Annotated in this window: 20 protein-coding genes; 14 read left to right on the forward strand and 6 right to left on the reverse strand. The window is 69.2% G+C overall.

What is annotated here, in order from left to right; translation table 11 throughout:
* Window positions 1-152 precede the first annotated feature (152 nt).
* The 9 genes from ACWC5C_RS06005 to ACWC5C_RS06045 all read left to right on the forward strand — a co-directional run bounded on the left by ACWC5C_RS06005 (window position 153) and on the right by ACWC5C_RS06045 (window position 4,992).
* Window positions 153-1,004 carry a helix-turn-helix domain-containing protein gene (locus ACWC5C_RS06005; protein ID WP_450874144.1) on the forward strand — a complete coding sequence of 284 codons (852 nt, stop codon included), beginning with the start codon at window positions 153-155 and terminating at the stop codon, window positions 1,002-1,004.
* A 12-nt stretch (window positions 1,005-1,016) separates the two neighbouring features.
* Window positions 1,017-1,247 carry a DUF397 domain-containing protein gene (locus ACWC5C_RS06010; RefSeq protein ID WP_450874146.1) on the forward strand — a complete coding sequence of 77 codons (231 nt, stop codon included), beginning with the start codon at window positions 1,017-1,019 and terminating at the stop codon, window positions 1,245-1,247.
* Window positions 1,219-1,752, forward strand: coding sequence for a DUF6879 family protein (locus ACWC5C_RS06015; RefSeq protein ID WP_450874148.1), 534 nt, complete (start codon window positions 1,219-1,221; stop codon window positions 1,750-1,752). The genes ACWC5C_RS06010 and ACWC5C_RS06015 overlap by 29 nt, the downstream gene beginning before the upstream one ends.
* The gene (locus tag ACWC5C_RS06020; protein ID WP_450874150.1) at window positions 1,733-2,209 is read left to right on the forward strand and encodes a DUF6879 family protein; all 477 of its coding nucleotides are present in this window, start codon (window positions 1,733-1,735) and stop codon (window positions 2,207-2,209) included. Before ACWC5C_RS06015 ends, ACWC5C_RS06020 begins: the two co-directional genes overlap by 20 nt.
* A gap of 156 nt (window positions 2,210-2,365) precedes the next feature.
* A complete protein-coding gene (locus tag ACWC5C_RS06025; RefSeq protein WP_450874152.1) occupies window positions 2,366-2,569 on the forward strand; it encodes a hypothetical protein in 204 nt (67 codons plus the stop codon).
* Window positions 2,553-3,077: a DUF6879 family protein gene (locus ACWC5C_RS06030; protein WP_450874154.1), complete on the forward strand. Its 525-nt coding sequence runs from the start codon at window positions 2,553-2,555 to the stop codon at window positions 3,075-3,077. The genes ACWC5C_RS06025 and ACWC5C_RS06030 overlap by 17 nt, the downstream gene beginning before the upstream one ends.
* The gene (locus tag ACWC5C_RS06035) at window positions 3,053-3,904 is read left to right on the forward strand and encodes a helix-turn-helix domain-containing protein (protein WP_450874156.1); all 852 of its coding nucleotides are present in this window, start codon (window positions 3,053-3,055) and stop codon (window positions 3,902-3,904) included. The genes ACWC5C_RS06030 and ACWC5C_RS06035 overlap by 25 nt, the downstream gene beginning before the upstream one ends.
* A gap of 58 nt (window positions 3,905-3,962) precedes the next feature.
* A complete protein-coding gene (locus ACWC5C_RS06040) occupies window positions 3,963-4,274 on the forward strand; it encodes a hypothetical protein (RefSeq protein ID WP_450874158.1) in 312 nt (103 codons plus the stop codon).
* Between the two features lie 316 nt (window positions 4,275-4,590).
* Window positions 4,591-4,992, forward strand: coding sequence for a hypothetical protein (locus tag ACWC5C_RS06045; protein WP_450874160.1), 402 nt, complete (start codon window positions 4,591-4,593; stop codon window positions 4,990-4,992).
* A gap of 8 nt (window positions 4,993-5,000) precedes the next feature.
* Here the strand turns inward: ACWC5C_RS06045 and ACWC5C_RS06050 are convergent, their stop codons facing one another.
* Together ACWC5C_RS06050 and ACWC5C_RS06055 are read right to left on the reverse strand one after the other, a co-directional pair.
* On the reverse strand, window positions 5,001-5,915 hold the full coding sequence (locus ACWC5C_RS06050; protein WP_450874162.1) for an anti-sigma factor RsbA family regulatory protein: 915 nt from the start codon (window positions 5,913-5,915) through the stop codon (window positions 5,001-5,003).
* Window positions 5,915-6,220, reverse strand: coding sequence for an STAS domain-containing protein (locus tag ACWC5C_RS06055; RefSeq protein ID WP_450874164.1), 306 nt, complete (start codon window positions 6,218-6,220; stop codon window positions 5,915-5,917). The genes ACWC5C_RS06050 and ACWC5C_RS06055 overlap by 1 nt, the downstream gene beginning before the upstream one ends.
* Before the next feature lie 200 nt (window positions 6,221-6,420).
* Between ACWC5C_RS06055 and ACWC5C_RS06060 the strand changes: the two genes are divergently transcribed.
* Window positions 6,421-7,260 carry an aldo/keto reductase gene (locus ACWC5C_RS06060; RefSeq protein ID WP_450874166.1) on the forward strand — a complete coding sequence of 280 codons (840 nt, stop codon included), beginning with the start codon at window positions 6,421-6,423 and terminating at the stop codon, window positions 7,258-7,260.
* 11 nt (window positions 7,261-7,271) lie between these two features.
* On the opposite strand, the gene ACWC5C_RS06065 is transcribed toward ACWC5C_RS06060, so the two are convergent.
* Together ACWC5C_RS06065 and ACWC5C_RS06070 are read right to left on the reverse strand one after the other, a co-directional pair.
* Complete coding sequence (locus ACWC5C_RS06065) at window positions 7,272-8,024, reverse strand: dienelactone hydrolase family protein (protein WP_450874168.1); 753 nt, start codon at window positions 8,022-8,024, stop codon at window positions 7,272-7,274.
* Between the two features lie 42 nt (window positions 8,025-8,066).
* Entirely contained in the window at window positions 8,067-8,675 is a 609-nt protein-coding gene (locus ACWC5C_RS06070) for a TetR/AcrR family transcriptional regulator (protein ID WP_450874170.1), read from the reverse strand.
* A gap of 422 nt (window positions 8,676-9,097) precedes the next feature.
* On the opposite strand from ACWC5C_RS06070, the gene ACWC5C_RS06075 reads away from it, so the two are divergent.
* Entirely contained in the window at window positions 9,098-9,358 is a 261-nt protein-coding gene (locus ACWC5C_RS06075) for a hypothetical protein (RefSeq protein WP_450874172.1), read from the forward strand.
* A gap of 75 nt (window positions 9,359-9,433) precedes the next feature.
* Window positions 9,434-10,378 carry a hypothetical protein gene (locus tag ACWC5C_RS06080; protein ID WP_450874174.1) on the forward strand — a complete coding sequence of 315 codons (945 nt, stop codon included), beginning with the start codon at window positions 9,434-9,436 and terminating at the stop codon, window positions 10,376-10,378.
* 35 nt (window positions 10,379-10,413) lie between these two features.
* Here the strand turns inward: ACWC5C_RS06080 and ACWC5C_RS06085 are convergent, their stop codons facing one another.
* Together ACWC5C_RS06085 and ACWC5C_RS06090 are read right to left on the reverse strand one after the other, a co-directional pair.
* Window positions 10,414-11,127 (reverse strand): DUF4232 domain-containing protein, encoded by a 714-nt coding sequence (locus tag ACWC5C_RS06085; protein WP_450874176.1) that lies wholly within the window; start codon window positions 11,125-11,127, stop codon window positions 10,414-10,416.
* A 123-nt stretch (window positions 11,128-11,250) separates the two neighbouring features.
* Window positions 11,251-12,339, reverse strand: coding sequence for an AI-2E family transporter (locus ACWC5C_RS06090; protein ID WP_450874178.1), 1,089 nt, complete (start codon window positions 12,337-12,339; stop codon window positions 11,251-11,253).
* 127 nt (window positions 12,340-12,466) lie between these two features.
* Between ACWC5C_RS06090 and ACWC5C_RS06095 the strand changes: the two genes are divergently transcribed.
* Window positions 12,467-13,063: a TetR/AcrR family transcriptional regulator gene (locus ACWC5C_RS06095; RefSeq protein ID WP_450874180.1), complete on the forward strand. Its 597-nt coding sequence runs from the start codon at window positions 12,467-12,469 to the stop codon at window positions 13,061-13,063.
* Between the two features lie 13 nt (window positions 13,064-13,076).
* The gene (dnaE, locus tag ACWC5C_RS06100) at window positions 13,077-16,595 is read left to right on the forward strand and encodes a DNA polymerase III subunit alpha (RefSeq protein WP_450874182.1); all 3,519 of its coding nucleotides are present in this window, start codon (window positions 13,077-13,079) and stop codon (window positions 16,593-16,595) included.
* The last annotated feature ends 8 nt before the right edge of the window (window positions 16,596-16,603 follow it).

Consider the following 16,603-nt stretch of genomic DNA (forward strand, 5'->3'; position numbering starts at 1 on the left):
GTGGTTGGCGACCACGGTCCCGCCGAAGTGGCCTGCCTCACATCGTAGAGCAGAAACTAGAAGACTTTCTATACTTCACTAGATGAGCTTCTAAATGGAGCGTGGGAGGCATTCGCGGCAGACTGTGCCCAGGCGCGAGAAGGAGAGGCCGGATGCCACCAAGGGACGTACTGACCGTCCGCCAGCGCCGTTTGGGAGCCGAGCTACGGAAGTTGCGCGAACGCGCGGGGCTGACCTCCACCGCGGCGGCAGTCACCAACGGCGTCAACCAGGCACGGATCAGCAACCTCGAAGCGGGGCGCTACGCCGTGAGCGCCGAGCGCGTGCGCACACTCGCGCGTAGCTATGACGCCGCAGACCAAGCCCTGATCGACGCGCTGGCCGCCATGGCTGGACGACGGGATCGCCACTGGTGGGAGGAGTACCGCGAAGTCCTGCCCACGGTCATGCTCGACATCGCCGAACTGGAACAGGAAGCCTCGGGCTTGCGCGTCGCCTTGGCGGTCCACATGCCCGGACTGCTCCAGACCGTGGATCACGCCCGCGCCCTCTACCGCGAAACCGTCCCGGCCCTGGAACCGTACGAGGTGGAGCACCGGGTCGCCTTCCGCGTCCGCCGACAAGGAGTCCTCCACGGCAAGCGGCCGATGCCGTACAAGGTCATCATTCACGAAGCCGCTCTGCGATTGGGCTGCGGCGGGCCGACAGTCGCCCGGGCCCAGTTGGAGCACCTGATGGACATGAGCGAGCGCGAGAACATCACCGTGCGTGTGATCCCGTTCGGCACCGGCCCGTTCCCCGGCTCCGGCCAGCCGATCGACTACGTACGCGGCCCGGTACCCCAGCTCGATACGGTGACGTTGGATACCGATCACGGCTGTGAGTTCCTGGACGCGGAAGCGCAGTTGGCGAAGTACCGGTCCGTCCTGGACCGCCTGGAGGAGACCGCGCTCACCCCGAAAGCGTCACGGGACCTGATGCGCCACATCGCGCTCGACACCTGAGAGGAAACGTACGTGTCCGAACGTCACTGGCGGAAGTCGTCCTACAGCGTGGAAGGCTCCAACTGCCTGTACGTCGCCGCGCGGGAGCACGACACCATCATGCTCCGCGAGAGCGAACACCCCGAGACCGTGCTCGCGACCACCCGAGCGCGGCTGAGAGCCTTCATACGCGCCGCCAAGGCAGGCCGGTTCGACCACATGAAGGAGGCGCGCGATGCCCCAGAAGGTGCCAGCGTTCGCTGAGCTGCTGGCCGATTGCCGCCGGTCAGCCGTCCACTTGGAAATGTGCGACGTTTACGCGGTCGACTACGAGACCGGTGACTTCGCCCAATGGCGGAAAACCGGCGTGTGGAACAACCCCGAGTACTGGCAGCCGTGGAAGGACCTCGTTGCGGAAGCGGTCGGACGAGGCGTGATCATGCGGCGGGCGCGGATCGTTTCGGAGCCGGTGAGCGAGTACATCCGCTTTGAGCACGCGGGCACGGTCAACAACATCGAGGCCGGTGAACTGGTGCGCTGGCTGCCCCGGAGACAAGCCTCGGACCTGACCCTGCCCGGCAATGACTTCTGGGTATTCGATGATCGGCTGGTTGAGTTCAACCACTTCACCGGCGACGGAGCATCCGCCGGGCCGTCGCTCAGCGACGACCCCGGTGTCGTAAAGCTCTGCTCCACCGCTTTCGAGTCAGTTTGGCGGCGCGCCATTCCGCACGAGGAGTACAAGGTCGATGGCCACAGCAGTACGTGAGGCGTTAGGGAAGGCGCAGCGCTCGGCGGTGCATCTGGAGATGCGGGACATCTACACACCCGACGACCCCGATTTCGCCGACTGGCGCGCGGGCGTCCGATTCGACCCCGCCGAGCGGTGGCGGGGCTGGTTCGACCTCGTCGTGGCGACCGTTTCGCGCGGTGTGCGGATGAGGCGTGCCCGGGTCGTCTCGGAGCCCGTCAGCGAGTACATCAGGTTCGAGTACGACGTGACGGACAGCCATAACGTGGCCGCCGGGGAAGAGGTGCGCTGGTTGCCCCGCAGGCGCGCGGCCGACCTCGCGCTTCCTGGCGCGGACTGCTGGCTGATCGACGAGGAGATCGTCATCTTCAACCACTTCGACGGCGACGGGAACTGGGACCCCGCCACGGGGATGGACGTGCGGACCGACCCGGACACGGCAAGGATGGTCGCCGCAGCCTTCGAATCCGTATAGGAGCGAGCAGTACCGCACGCCGCGTACCGGCCACGGTGAACCGCCCGCCCCAAGCGATCTGGTGACGATTTCCCGTTCCGGAAACAGATGCCTCTTGCGTACGAGCACCGATACTCGCAAGCATCGACTCGACACAGCACACCAGGGAGGGGACTCATGAAGGTTTCGAAGCTTGTGAGTACGTGCGACATCAAGGACTGTCCGACCATCTACGCCACCGACCGGGATACTCTCCTCGTGCAAGGCGAGGTCCCCACCGACCACGGGTTGAACATTCCCGCACACGAGGGAATCGTGGAGATCCCTATGCAACTCATCCTCGACCTCATCCGGAAGGGCCTTCGTGACAAACTCGTCTAAGGACCTCGGCGAGCTGTTCGACACCTTCGAGCGTGAGGCATTCCGGCTGGAAACGCTGGACGACTACGGCGGATCGGGCAACACCGGGGCGTACGGGAGGTTCCTTGCGGGGGACCCCCGGCCTGAGGACTACAACGCCGAGTGGGTGGCAGAACTTCGTTCTCACACCGGCCAGGGGAAGCGCGTCTACCGGGTGCACATCCTGTCCCGGCCGCTCACGCCCTACCTCCGCTTCGAACTCGGGTGGGGGTACCGCACGAACCAGACCGGCGGTGAAGAGTTCTTCATTCTCGACACCACCGACAAGTCCAACCCCATCGAAGGCGTAGGGGACTTCTGGCTCTTCGACGCCCAGACCCCGGTCGTCATGCACTACGACGCCTCGGGGACCGTCACCGGGCGGGAGACGCTGCCCGATGAGCGAGGGCAAGAGTTCATCGGCTACCGGGATACGGCCCTCGCCCATGCGGAGCCCTTCTCTGAATGGTGGTCGAAGCACGGGGAGTGAATAGAGGAGAACTGGGAGCGGCGCTGCGGGCGCTTCGGCTGGCATCCGGGAAGGAAGCCAAAGCCGTCGCCCGCAGCGCTGCCATGTCCACCAGCAAGCTGAGCAAAATTGAGACCGGGAAGGTCGCGCCGTCCGTTGTGGACGTCGAGAGCATCCTGGTAGCGCTCGGTGTCTCTGACGAGGTCAAGGCTGAGTATCTTGACGTCGTGCGGGTGGCAGCGACAGAGACCACGGCATGGCGACTCGTACGCCGAATGGGAGTACACAAAGCGCAGCAGCAAACGAGAGCGCTTGAAGCTCGCATGACGCTCTTGCAGTTGTTCCAACCCGCTTTGGTTCCCGGCTTGTTGCAGACACCCGAGTACATCCGCGCTGTCCTCGCTCGCCATGACCTCGGCGAAGACACCCTGACGCGCACCATCGCGGCCCGTCTGGAACGCCAGCAGGTTCTGTACGACGACAGCAAGAGCATGCGTTTCGTTATCACCGAGAACGTATTGCGCTGGCGCATCGTCTCGCCCTCGCGAATGGCTGAGCAGATGGACAGGCTCATCTCGCTGGCACGGCTGCCTCATATAGACATCCGCGTCGTACCGTTCGCCACTCTGCAGAGTGATATTGCGAACCACGCGTTCGTGATCCGAGACAGTAGGACCGTGACCGTTGAGACGGTACACGCCGAGCTGGTGGTGACGGATCCGAGAGACGTTTTCCAGTACGTCAATAAGTTCGAAGGGTTTGCGTCCACGGCCCTTTTCGGTGACGGCATGCGGAGAATGGTCGCGAGCGTGCGAGACGACTTCTTGCGCGAACAGGAAACCGACTAGAGCCCCTTCCGAGATGCCCATAGATTGAACCGAGCCCACACGGCCGGGAGTGCGATCTATGAAAATCACCGAAGAACACATCGACGCCATGCGTTCCGGGCGCCATCGGGCGGCTGGTGCGGAGGCGAGGGCGGTTGCCGAATTGCTGCGGGAGGCGCTGGGGCGTCTCGGCTTCACTCCCGATGTGGCCGTGCCCCACGACGCGCAGCGCGAGGACCTGTTCTGGCCGGTCCTGCGCGGAGAGGTGACGGTCTCGGGACACCCCATGGTCGCCCTGGGCCGCATTCCGCTCGACAGCGCCAACCGCCTCGCGGACATCCTCATGCGCGCCGCGCTGGAAGAGCAGACCAAGAAGGCCGCCACGAGCTGAGCGGCCCCCTTCTTAAGACCCCCGTCCCGGCTGGACCGGAGCCCTGGCAGGTCGAGCCCAGCGCGGAACGGGTGCACGTGCACGACGGCGCGAGGAGAGCCCCCGCGACCGACAGCACCGAGAGGAATCATCCCGATGCACTTACACGGACACAAGGCCGCCGTCCTCCGACAGGACCCGGAAGACGACGGCCCCACCGAGGGCGGACAGCAGGGCGGCTGCGGCGACGGTGACGGCTGCGGCCGTCAGTAGCCGGTAACCCAGGACGCGGCCCCCACCTCGGGCGGGGGCCGCGCTCCCCCGAGAGAGCGAGCACATGCACCACCACGGCTACACCTGGCTCGGGTCCGCCCACGACTTACACAAGGACGGCCCCCGACGCCCCCTGCACCCCGAATTCAGATCCAGCAAAGTCGTCCCCCTGGAACTGGCCCACTGGCTCCTCAAACCGCCCTCCTTCATCCAGGGCACGTGGACCGACCCGCAGGAGGCGGCGCAATGGTTCGGCGGTCAAGCGCGAGCCTCCGCAGCCTCGTTCACCTCGGAACACGAACGCGACCGCCTCGCCGACGCGGCCAGCCGGGCCGTCGAACGGGTCGCGCAGGGCGAGGATGTCGTCGGCGGCTGGTACCTCACCGGCCAGCGATTCCTGTCCGTGTGCCTGATCGCATGCAGCCCACACCGCACGCGGCCGGAGATCGCCTGCCCGCGAGGGTGACGCTGCCCCTACATGTAAAAGCGGACCGTCGTGCCATCGGGGCCGGTGTGGACGCGGACGAGGTCGGCGAGGCTGTGGACCATCAGCAGGCCCCGGCCTCCCGGCTCGTCGGGCGGGGGCGGGCGGCGGCCGGCCAGGGGGTCTCGCAGCCATCCCCGGTCCCTCACCTCGCACACGATCTGCGCGCCGTAGGCCCAGACCGATACGGTGCCCGAGCCGCCGCCGTGCTGCACGCTGTTGGTGGTCAACTCGGTGACGGCAAGCGCGAAGTCGTCCATTCGCTCGCCTGTCAGGCCGAGGCGCCTGGCCAGTTCGACGGCGAGGTCCCGCGCGCCGGACAGACGGCCGACGTCGAAGGTGAAGACGACGGCCCAGGGCGGTGGGACGAGGAGTTCATTGAAGGTGGAGGCGGCGCGGTCGGCGTCGTAGGTCGTACTGCGCTCCTCCCTGCCGTCGACCACGACAACGGGGTGGGTGGTGTACGCGTCGGCGAGCCATCCGGCGTTGAGCCGTTCGGCGTCGTAGGGGCACAGGATGGTGACGTTCCGGCCGCGGAAGGCCTCGTTGATCAGTGCCTCGTGCTGCACACAGGCCGGGTATTCGGTGGGGGTGCGGGCGGGCCAGATCGGCTCGCCGATGATCCGTACCCGCTTGGCGAGATACGGGTCGGCGAATTCGCGCAGCACGTTGGGAATGATCCGCCCCGGGTTCCGCCCGGCCCGGCTCATGTCGGTGAACCGCACCAGTTCGGCGCTCGCGCCCAGCTCCGCGCGCAGGGTCCTGAGGTTGCTCGCGGGAACGGCCACCGCCACCGGCTCGCCCGCGGCGAGGCCCTCCAGGATGAACGGGACCGTCCCGGCCACATACTCCTGGACGCCTCGGTAGAAGAAGGCGGGATGCGAGAAAGGCTCAGCCGCGCACATCACGTCATCACCTCAACCGCCACCAGTTCGGGCAGGAAGGCGGCCAGTGCGCGGCGCAGAGTGGGCGGCGGCCCCTTGATGACCAGGCGACGCCTGCCGTCCAGGCCCTGGGCGGCCAGCACCAGAGCGGTCGCGCCGCCGACATCGATGAACGTGAGCCCGGACAGGTCCAGCGTCACGTCGCCACTGCCGCGGACGGCGTCTTTCAGCGCCTGCTCCCACGAGGGCCGGGTGGTCAGGGTGACCTCGCCGGAGACGCGTATTCCAGCCCGATCCGAGAGCGGGCGGACCTTGAGTGCGCTCACTCTCTTCTCGGCGACCGGCCGTGGGCCCGACCGGCCTGAGGTGCCCACGTCGTCACCTCCAGCGGTCTCGACGCCGGAGTACCACCGCTTTCACCGTAGCGCGGTAAGGGGGACCTACCAAGGGGCCCTGTTTCTCAAGATCCAATGGCGTCCGGCCGCGCTGCTAGCGTGCTGACCTCAACGGGAGACGGGGGCAGCGGATGACATCGATGAGCTTTCGCATCGGCGGCGATCTGGAGGTACGGCGGCTCGGGTTCGGGGCCATGCGGTTGCCGACCGAGGCCGGGCCGGAGCGGCAGGGGGCCATCGCGGTCGCCCGGCGGGCCGTGGAGCTGGGGATCACGCTGATCGACACCGCGCACCTGTACGGCGGGGGAGCCAACGAGGAGCTGCTCGCCGAGGCGCTGTACCCGTACGCGGACGGGCTGCTCGTCACCACCAAGGTCGGCGTCGCGCGGACCGGGCCCGGCGGGGAATGGAAGCTGGACGGGCGGCCGGAGGTGCTGCGGGACCAGGTGGAGCAGGCGTTGCGGCGGCTGCGCGTCGAGCGGATCGAGCTGCTGCAGCTGCACCGTATCGACCCGGACACGCCGCTCGCCGACCAGCTGGGCACGCTGCGGGACCTGCGGGACGAGGGCAAGGTGGGCAGGCTCGGGCTGTCCGAGGTCACCGTCGCCGAACTCGACCGGGCGCGGGAGATCATCGACGTGGTGAGCGTGCAGAACCGCTATAACGTGCTCGACCGCGAGCACGAGCCCGTGCTCGCGGCCTGCGCGGCGGCGGGCATCGCGTTCCTGCCGTGGCGGCCCGTCGCGGCGGGGGCGTGGGAGGCCGGGTCCGAGGTCGCCGCTGTGGCGGCCGAGACCGGCGCCACCCCGACCCAGGTGTCCCTGGCCTGGCTCCTCGGCCACTCGCCGGTCATCCTCCCGATCCCCGGCACCGCCCGGATCGACCACCTGGAGGAGAACTGGGCCGCGACGCACCTCCAGCTGACCCCGGAGCAGCGCGACCGCCTCGACCGGTTGGCCGGGCAAGTGTAGGGCCGTGCGGCTCAGCCCCTGGTCAGGGTGCGGTCGAGGAGGGGGAGGAGACGGTCCCAGTGGTGTTGGAGGGCGGTCGCGCTGAAGGCGTCGGTGTCGGACATCGTGAAGCCGTGGACGGTGCCGGGGTAGATCTCTGAGGTGTGCGCGACGCCCGCCGCGTCCAGGGCCTTGTTCAGCTCGTCGAGCGCATCCGGCGTGATGTCGGTTTCGGCGTGGCCGAGGTGGACCTCGGCGGTGAGCGGGGAGAGGAGCCGGTGCAGGCTCTCGGGGCCGTCCGCGCCCACGGGGCCGTGGAAGCTGGCGACGGCGGCCACCTGATCGGGGTGGGCCGAGGCGGTACGTATCGCCAGGAGGCCGCCGATGCAGTAGCCGGTCACCGCGACCGGTCCGGGGCCGACCTCGGGCTGGGCGGTGAGGAAGCCGAGGTAGGCGTCGGCGTCGCTCAGGATGCGGTCGTCGGTGCGCGTGTGCGCCTCGATCAAGGGCATCAGCTGGGCGATGATCGCGGGCCGGACCTCTTCGCCGATGTGCGCGGGAAGGTCGACCACCGGCGTGGGGCCGTGCCGGTAGAACAAGTTGGGGACGAGGACGTAGTACCCGTGCCCGGCCAGCTCGCGGGCCATCTCCTTCAGCACGGGCCGGATGCCGAAGGCGTCCGCGTACATCAGCACCCCTGGGTGCTGCTCGCCGTCGTCGGGGAAGGCGGCGAAGGCGTCGGACTGGCCGTCCGGGGTGGGGATGCGCAGGGATTTGGTGGGCATGGCTGATCATCTTGGCGTGGCGGGCGCCGGTGCACAACAGGATCAGTGAGGCAGCGGGCGCAATCCCGCGATGAGCAGCTCGACCAGTCGGCGCGGGTCGTAGCGCTCATCGCTGTCCGCGCCGATGCACAGGTTCCCGACGCCCCGCATCACCTCGTACGGGTCCAGCCCCGGCCGGATCTCACCGGACGCGGCCGCGGCGTCGAACAGCTCGGTGCAGACGGGCAGCAGGCGGTCGAGGAAGTAGGCGTGCAGCGTGTCGAAGCCGGAGCTGTCGGACTGCAGTACGGCGGCGAGGCCGTGCTTGGTGACCAGGAAGTCGACGAAGAGGTTGACCCACTGCCCCAGCGCGGCGTACGGAGTCGCGCTGGACGCCAGCAGCGCCGGACCGGCCTCGGCGCACGCCTCGACCTGGTGCCGGTAGACGGCGATGATCAGGTCAGCGCGGGTGGGGAAGTGGCGGTAGATCGTGCCCATCCCGACGCCCGCCTCGGCCGCGATGTCCCGTACGGGCGCCTCCACGCCTGACCTGACGAAGACCGCGGCGGCGGCGTCGAGCAGCGTCTCCTTGTTGCGCTGGGCGTCCTTCCGTTTGGACGGAGCCCCGCGCCCCGCGCCGCCCCCGCCGCCGCTGTTGGCGCCGTCGTTCACCGTGCCGCTCCCCTCGCCGTCGCGCCTGCCGTTAAACGGAACTATGCTCCGTTTGCCCATGATGCCAGCTCCACCCGCCGCGGAGGAACACCGTCCGTCCGTACGAGACTCTGGGCTCATGAACCTTCACGAGACGGAGCGGGTCCGTCTGGCCGTCCACAACGGATTCGCCCGCACCGGCCGCGCTCCCGGCGTGCCGGAGCTGGCCGCGCTCACCGGGCTCGCGTCCGACCGGGTACGGCGGGAGCTGCGCGCCCTGCACGGTTGCGCCTGGGACTCGTTCGCCCTGCCCCATCTGCTCCGCGACGAGCCCGACGTCCTGGTCGCCACCTGCTGCCCGGCCTGCGACACCCCGCACGCCTGGGTCGTCGGCCGGGACGCGCCCCCGCGCGGCGACCAAGCGGCCCATTTCCCTCATCCCCATGCACCGGGCCTGGGACGACGTCGTACGCACCTACGGCAATCAGCGCCTGTTCTGCTCCACCGACTGCGTCGACACCTGGCTGCGCCGGACCGGCCAGGAGCGCGGCTACGTCATGGACCTGGACACCCTCTGGCGCTTCGCCAGCGACTGGTACACCGGACGCCTGGACCCGGGCTACACCCGCCGCGACCCCGCCGCCGCCAGCGCCTACTTCGCCGAGGTCGGCCTGCGCGGATCGTTCTGGGGGCTGCCTGACTGAGTGGGGAACCCCGCGCGTCCGGTGATCGTCTTGGGGGGCGTTACCGCGGAGTCTTACGAAGGTCAGGGCAGGTCGATGGTGCACGAGGAAAGTCAGTCGGCCGACCGGGCGGGCCGCCGGGTGTTGTACGGGTTCACGCTGTGGGTGTCCGGCCTGACCGCCGTGGTCGGGTGCGCGATCGTGGGGGGTGGGTTCGCGGCGGCGTGGGACGGCTTCGAGAGGGTCCGGGACTACGCGGACGCCAACATCGCCAACGAGGACTCCTACGTGGCGTATGCGGACGGTGGCCTGGAGCCGCTGGTGCGGGTCGGGTTCGTGGTGGCCCCGCTGTTGCTCGTGCTGGGGCTGCTCGCTCTCTCCGTGCTGCACACCGCGTACGCCGTCGGTGGCTCGCATGCCGCGCGGGACGACGGGCCGCTGACCGTCAGCGAGTTGTGGCGGCGGACCCGGCGGCGGTTTCCCGCCGCCCTCGCGGTCAACGCGCTGACCGGGCTGGCCGTGGGCGCCGTGGTGATGGCGGGGCTGGTGCTGTTCGCCCTCGTCGACGGCAACATGGTGCCCGGTGTGGAGACCACGCCGCTGGGCGAAACCGCGTCCTGGCAGTACACACTGGTGGGGTGGGTGCTGCCGATCGCCATCTGGTGCCTCGGCCCGCTGCTGTACTCCCGGCTGGCGCTGGCCACCGCCGAGACGGTGGTGGAACGCCGTAACCCGTTCAGGGCGTTGTCCCGCTCCTGGGTGCTGACCCGCCGCGCGCGGTGGCGCACGCTCGGCCTGGGCGCGCTGGGCATGGTGGCCGCCGTGGTCGTCTTCGTGCTGGCCCGGTACGCGGCCGCGCCCCTCGCCCACTACGCCGGGCTCGGCATGCTGTGGCTCAGCGACGACAACGTGTGGATGACCGGCGTGCTGGTGAAGATCCTGCCCACGGGCGTGGCCCTGCTCCTGCTGCCCCCGGTGGTCATGCCGCTGGTGTGCGGGGCGTTCGTACGGCTCCATGGAGAGCTGCGCGCCCCGGCGTGACGTCGCGTCACACCGGGGCAGCGGCGAGGGGGTGGTCAGCCGATGGGGTTGACGAAGGTGGCCGGACGGGTGGCGCTCCGCTGGTCGGTGAGGCCGCCCCAGGGCCAGTCGAGGGTGATCGACTTGGTCTGGTTCGGCGGGGTGATGACCGCGAAGGCGGGCGTCCAGGAGTCCTCGTCGTCCTCGGCGGCCAGGGCGAGGTTGATGGTGAAGTCGGTGCTGTCCCCCGGGCCCAGGGTGATCGAGCTGTACTTGGTCGAGGAGCGCTGAAGCGACCAGTCCGCGCTGCCGTGCTCGGTGTTGAGGTCCACGCCCGGGAAGCCGCCGATCTTGCAGGACGTGCCGGTGGTGTTGGTGAGCACGATGGAGGTGGTGGTCGAACCCTCCGCGTTCGGGTCCGGGACCGCGTCCTCGCCCGTGGCGAACGCCGCCTTCAGGCCGTCGGTGTGGCAGGTCGGGGCGGACTGGTTGCCCCCGCCCCCCGCCTTCGTACCGGAGTCCGCCTGGGACTCGGAGCCGGACTCCGAGCCGGACTCCGAGCCCTGCGCCTCGGAGGAGCCCGCGCCGTCCTTGGCGGCCGCGGCGGAGTCGGCCTTGCCCGAGGTCTTCGCTCCGGCGTCCGAGCCGTTGCACGCGGTCAGGGTCAGGGCGGCGGCCGCGGTGAGGGCCGCGGCGGCGACGCGCAGGGTGCGGCGGCGGGCGGTGCGGGCGGTGCGGGCAGTGGCGGTGGCGGTGGCGGTGGAGTTCATTTCAGGTCCCCCCCCGGGACAGTTGGTGTCGTCGTTTCCTCGGTACGACAACCACTCTGGCCGGGGCCGCTACCGCAAACCTGCCGCTCCGCTGCCGCCCGCTACCGCTCCGCTAACGTCCGGCTAACCCAGGGGCTCCGGCTCCTGCGGCGGGTCGCTGAGCTGCTCGCGCAGGTAGTTCCAGACCACCGCGATCAGCGCGGCGACCGGTACGGCGAGCAGGCTGCCCACGACACCGGCCAGGCTGGTGCCCAGCGTCACCGCCAGCAGGATCACCGCGGCGTGCAGGCCGAGCCCTCGGCTCTGGATCAAGGGCTGGAACACGTTGCCCTCAAGCTGCTGCACCACCACGATGATCCCCAGCGTGAGGAGCGCGTCCATCGGGCCGTTGGCCACCAGCGCGATGAGCACCGCGACGAAGCCCGCGAACAGGGCGCCCACGATCGGTACGAAGGCGGATACGAAGGTCAGCACCGCCAGCGGCAGCACCAGCGGTACGCCCAGGATCAGCAGGCCGAGGCCGATGAAGACGGCGTCCAGCAGGCCCACCAGCGCCTGGGACCGTACGAACGCGCCGAGCGTGTCCCAGCCGCGCGCGGCCACGGTGGGGATGTCGGTGGCGAGCCGACCGGGCAGCTGGCGGGCGAGCCAGGGCAGGAAGCGCGGGCCGTCCTTGAGGAAGAAGAACATCAGGAAGAGGGCCAGGACGGCGGTGACCAGACCGCCGACCACGGCGTTCACTCCCGTGATGACCGTGCCGACCATGCCGCTGGCGCTCTTCTGCAGGCGGGCGGCAGCGCTGTCCGTCGCGTCCGTGATCTGGGCGTCGTCGATGTTCAGCGGTGGCCCGGCGGCCCAGTCGCGCACCTTGTGCACGCCCTGGGTCACGCCGTCGACCAGGTCGCCGGACTGGGATGCCACCGGGACCGCGATCAGCGCCACGACACCCGTCGCGAGCAGGAGGAACAGCACGGTCACGGCCGACGCGGCCACGGCGGGCGGCCACCCGTGCCCGCGCAGAAAACGCGCCAGGGGCCAGGTCAGCGTGGTGAGCAGCAAGCCGACGATGAGCGGCCAGACGACCGACCACATCTGGCCCAGAAGCCATAGGACCACCGCCGTCGCCACGAGGACCAGGAGGAAATCAAGGGAAATGCGCGCTGATGAGCGGAGTGCGGCGCGGGTTCTCGCGGAACTGAAGCTGGCAGGCATGAGACCTCCGTACCCCGTTCACCCTTCGCTATCGCTGCTGCGCAGGAGCGTTTCAACACACAGTCCTCAACCAACTTCTGAACGAACGTCCTGAACGTTCGTTCAGAAGTGAGGTACGCTGCCCCGCATGCGACACCGCGAACAGCTCATGGCCGGGGCGAAGAAGTGCCTGGAGGAGCGGGGATACGCCCGCACCACCTCGCGCGACATCGCCGCCGCCGCCAACGCGCCGCTCGGCACGATCAACTACCACTACGACTCGAAGGAAGCCCTGCTCAACGCCGCGCTCCTGGAAATGCTCCAGGAGTGGGGCGACAAGGTCCGCGCCCAGTCGGCGGCGGGGCGGCGCGTCGAGGCGATGTGGGAGCGGGTCGTCGGGTCCGAGGCCACGGACCGGCCGCTGCTGGTGGCCAGCGCCGAGGCGCTCGCGCAGGCCGAGCGCTTCCCGGAGATCCGGCAGCAGATCGCGGCGGCCTTCGAGGCGTCCCGTACGGAGATGGCGGCCGATCTGCACGGCATCGACGGCACCGACAGCGCGGAGGCGCGCGCACTCGCCCGCGCGGTCGGGTCGGTGCACATGGCGCTGGTCGCCGGGCTGACCCAGCAGTGGCTGATCGATCCGCAGCACGCCCCGTCGGCGCGGGAGGTGGCCGCGGGGCTGCGGAGGATCGCCGAGGACCTCGACGCCGACGGGTCCGAGACGCCCCACGTGCCCGACGCCTGACGGGGGGCCAGCGGTGCCAGCCACGCGTCCCTTCACCCATCTCCACGTCCACACGCAGTACTCGCTGCTGGACGGCGCGGCCCGGCTCAAGGACATGTTCAACGCCTGCGCCGAGATGGGCATGTCGCACATCGCCATGACCGACCACGGCAATCTGCACGGCGCGTACGACTTCTACCAGCAGGCGACGGGCGCCGGGATCACCCCCATCATCGGCATCGAGGCGTACGTGGCGCCCGCGTCGCGGCGCCACAAGCGCAAGGTGCGGTGGGGGCAGCCGCACCAGAAGCGGGACGACGTCTCCGGCTCGGGCGGCTACACCCACAAGACCATCTGGGCGGCGGACAAGACCGGGCTGCACAACCTGTTCCGGCTGTCGTCGGACGCGTACGCGCACGGCTGGCTGCGGAAGTGGCCCCGTATGGACAAGGAGGTCATCGCCGAGCACGCCGCCGGGCTGATCGCGTCGACCGGATGTCCGTCGGGCGAGGTGCAGACGCGGCTGCGGCTGGGCCAGTTCGACGAGGCGCTGAAGGCGGCCTCCGCGTACCAGGACATCTTCGGCAAGGGCCGGTACTTCCTGGAGCTGATGGACCACGGCATCGAGATCGAACGCCGGGTCCGGGACGGGCTGCTGGAGATCGGGCGGCGGCTGGGCATCCCGCCGCTGGTCACGAACGACTCGCACTACACGTACGCGCACGAGTCGCAGGCCCACGACGCGCTGCTGTGCATCCAGACGGGCAAGAGCCTCGCCGTCGCCGACCGCTTCCGCTTCGACGGCACGGGCTACTACCTGAAGTCGGCGGACGAGATGTACGCGATCGACTCCTCCGACGCGTGGCAGGAGGGCTGCCGCAACACCCTCCTGGTGGCCGAACAGGTCGATGTCACCGGCTGGTTCGAGAAGCGCGACCTGATGCCGCGCTTCGATGTGCCGGACGGGTACACGGAGGTGACGTGGTTCCGGGAGGAGGTCCGCAGGGGGATGGCGCGCCGCTTCCCCGGCGGCGTTCCCGGGGACCGGGAGAAGCTGGCCGCGTACGAGATGGACGTCATCATCCAGATGGGGTTCCCGGGGTACTTCCTCGTCGTCGCCGACTTCATCATGTGGGCCAAGGACAACGGGATCGCGGTGGGGCCGGGGCGCGGCTCGGCGGCCGGTTCGATCGTCTCGTACGCGCTGGGCATCACCGACCTCGACCCGGTCGAGCACGGGCTGATCTTCGAGCGGTTCCTCAACCCCGAGCGCGTCTCGATGCCCGATGTCGACATCGACTTCGACGAGCGCAGGCGCGGTGAGGTCATCCGGTACGTCACGGAGAAGTACGGCGCCGACAAGGTCGCGATGATCGGCACGTACGGCACCATCAAGGCGAAGAACGCGATCAAGGACTCGGCGCGGGTGCTGGGCTATCCGTACGCGCTGGGCGACCGCATCACCAAGGCCATGCCCGCCGATGTCTTCGGCAAGGGCATCCCGCTGTCCGGGATCACCGACCCGGAGCACCCGCGCTACGGCGAGGCGGGCGAGGTCCGGTCGATGTACGAGGGCGATCCGGACGTGAAGAAGGTCATCGACACCGCGCGGGGTGTCGAAGGGCTGGTGCGCCAGATGGGCGTGCACGCGGCGGGCGTGATCATGTCGAGTGAGCCGGTCGTGGACCACGTCCCGGTGTGGGTGCGGCACGCCGACGGGGTGACGATCACGCAGTGGGATTACCCCACGTGTGAGTCGCTGGGCCTGCTGAAGATGGACTTCCTGGGGCTGCGCAACCTCACCATCATGGACGACGCCGTGAAGCTGGTGCGTGCCAACAAGGGCGTCGAGCTGACGCTCCTCGATCTGCCGCTGGACGACCCCACGACCTTCGAACTCCTCGGGCGCGGCGACACCCTCGGTGTCTTCCAGTTCGACGGCAGCGCGATGCGGTCGCTGCTGCGGCTGATGAAGCCCAACCAGTTCGAGGACATCACCGCCGTCACCGCCCTGTACCGGCCGGGTCCGATGGGCATGAACTCGCACATCAACTACGCGCTGCGGAAGAACGGCCAGCAGGAGATCACCCCGATCCACCCGGGGGTCGAGGACGCGCTGCGGGACGTCCTCGGCATCACCTACGGCCTGGTCGTCTACCAGGAGCAGGTGCAGAAGGCCGCCCAGGTGCTCGCCGGGTACTCGCTCGGCCAGGCCGATCTGCTGCGGCGGGCGATGGGCAAGAAGAAGCAGGAGGTGCTGGACAGGGAGTTCATCCCGTTCCGGGACGGCTGCCGGGCGCGCGGCTATCCGGACGACGCCGTTCAGGCGGTGTGGGACGTGCTGGTGCCGTTCGCCGGATACGCGTACAACAAGGCGCACGCGGCCGCGTACGCGCTCGTCTCGTACTGGACCGCGTACCTCAAGGCCAACTATCCGGCCGAGTACATGGCGGCGCTGCTGACCTCGGTGCGCGACGACAAGGACAAGTCGGCGGTCTATCTGAACGAGTGCCGCAAGATGGGCATCAAGGTGCTGCCGCCGGACGTGAACGAGTCCGAGGCCGACTTCACGCCGCGCGGGGACGACACGATCGTCTTCGGCCTGACCGCCGTGCGCAACGTCGGGCAGAACGTGGTCGATTCGGTGGTCCGGCGGCGGGCGGCCGCCGGGCGCTATGTCTCGTTCCCCGACTTCCTGGACAAGGTCGAGGCGGTCGCCTGCAACAAGCGGACCGTCGAGTCGCTGATCAAGGCGGGGGCATTCGACGCGCTGGGGCATACGCGCAAGGGGCTGGCCGCGCGGTACGAGCCGATGGTCGACACGGTGGTGGCGGTCAAGCGGAAGGAGGCCGAGGGGCAGTTCGACCTCTTCTGCACCGACGAGAGCGATGCCCCCGGCCTCGGGCTCGACGTTGAGTTCCCCGACGACGAGTGGGACAAGACGTATCTGCTCGCCCAGGAGCGGGAGATGCTGGGGCTGTACGTCTCCGACCATCCGCTCTTCGGCGTCGAACGGCTGCTCAGCGACAAGGCGGACGCCGCCATCGCGCAGCTGACGGGTGGCGAGCACGCGGACGGCGCGATCGTCACCATCGGCGGCATCATCTCCGGCCTGCAGCGCAAGATGACCAAGCAGGGCAACGCCTGGGCCATCGCGACCGTCGAGGACCTGGCCGGGTCCATCGACTGCATGGTGTTCCCCGCCGCGTACCAACTGGTGTCCACCCAGCTCGTCGAGGACACGATCGTCCTGGTCAAGGGGCGGCTCGACAAGCGCGAGGACGTGCCCCGGCTGGTGGCGATGGAGCTGGCCGTGCCCGACCTGAGCGCCGCCGATGCCCCGCTGTGCCTCGACATGCTGGCGGCGCACGTCACTCCGCGCGCCGTCCAGCAGCTGAAGGAGATCCTCCAGGCCCACCCGGGCCCCAGCGAGGTGCGGCTGCGGGTCCGGGGGCCGGTGCGGACGACCGTGTACCGGCTGGGGTACCGGGTCAGCGCCCAGCCGGGGTTCTGGGCGGACCTCAAGGCGGCGGTGGCGGTGACGCGGGCCTGAGTGGCTTG

This window comes from Streptomyces sp. NPDC001700 (assembly GCF_053596435.1).

Excerpts from the sequence above, each read along its gene's own strand:
- ACWC5C_RS06005 (WP_450874144.1), top strand. The coding sequence starts at position 153 with ATGCCACCAAGGGACGTACTGACCGTCCGCCAGCGCCGTTTGGGAGCC.
- ACWC5C_RS06015 (WP_450874148.1), top strand. The coding sequence starts at position 1,219 with ATGCCCCAGAAGGTGCCAGCGTTCGCTGAGCTGCTGGCCGATTGCCGC.
- ACWC5C_RS06020 (WP_450874150.1), top strand. The coding sequence starts at position 1,733 with ATGGCCACAGCAGTACGTGAGGCGTTAGGGAAGGCGCAGCGCTCGGCG.
- ACWC5C_RS06025 (WP_450874152.1), top strand. The coding sequence starts at position 2,366 with ATGAAGGTTTCGAAGCTTGTGAGTACGTGCGACATCAAGGACTGTCCG.
- ACWC5C_RS06035 (WP_450874156.1), top strand. The coding sequence starts at position 3,053 with ATGGTGGTCGAAGCACGGGGAGTGAATAGAGGAGAACTGGGAGCGGCG.
- ACWC5C_RS06040 (WP_450874158.1), top strand. The coding sequence starts at position 3,963 with ATGAAAATCACCGAAGAACACATCGACGCCATGCGTTCCGGGCGCCAT.
- ACWC5C_RS06045 (WP_450874160.1), top strand. The coding sequence starts at position 4,591 with ATGCACCACCACGGCTACACCTGGCTCGGGTCCGCCCACGACTTACAC.
- ACWC5C_RS06050 (WP_450874162.1), bottom strand. The coding sequence starts at position 5,915 with ATGTGCGCGGCTGAGCCTTTCTCGCATCCCGCCTTCTTCTACCGAGGC.
- ACWC5C_RS06060 (WP_450874166.1), top strand. The coding sequence starts at position 6,421 with ATGACATCGATGAGCTTTCGCATCGGCGGCGATCTGGAGGTACGGCGG.
- ACWC5C_RS06065 (WP_450874168.1), bottom strand. The coding sequence starts at position 8,024 with ATGCCCACCAAATCCCTGCGCATCCCCACCCCGGACGGCCAGTCCGAC.
- ACWC5C_RS06075 (WP_450874172.1), top strand. The coding sequence starts at position 9,098 with ATGCACCGGGCCTGGGACGACGTCGTACGCACCTACGGCAATCAGCGC.
- ACWC5C_RS06080 (WP_450874174.1), top strand. The coding sequence starts at position 9,434 with ATGGTGCACGAGGAAAGTCAGTCGGCCGACCGGGCGGGCCGCCGGGTG.
- ACWC5C_RS06085 (WP_450874176.1), bottom strand. The coding sequence starts at position 11,127 with ATGAACTCCACCGCCACCGCCACCGCCACTGCCCGCACCGCCCGCACC.
- ACWC5C_RS06090 (WP_450874178.1), bottom strand. The coding sequence starts at position 12,339 with ATGCCTGCCAGCTTCAGTTCCGCGAGAACCCGCGCCGCACTCCGCTCA.
- ACWC5C_RS06095 (WP_450874180.1), top strand. The coding sequence starts at position 12,467 with ATGCGACACCGCGAACAGCTCATGGCCGGGGCGAAGAAGTGCCTGGAG.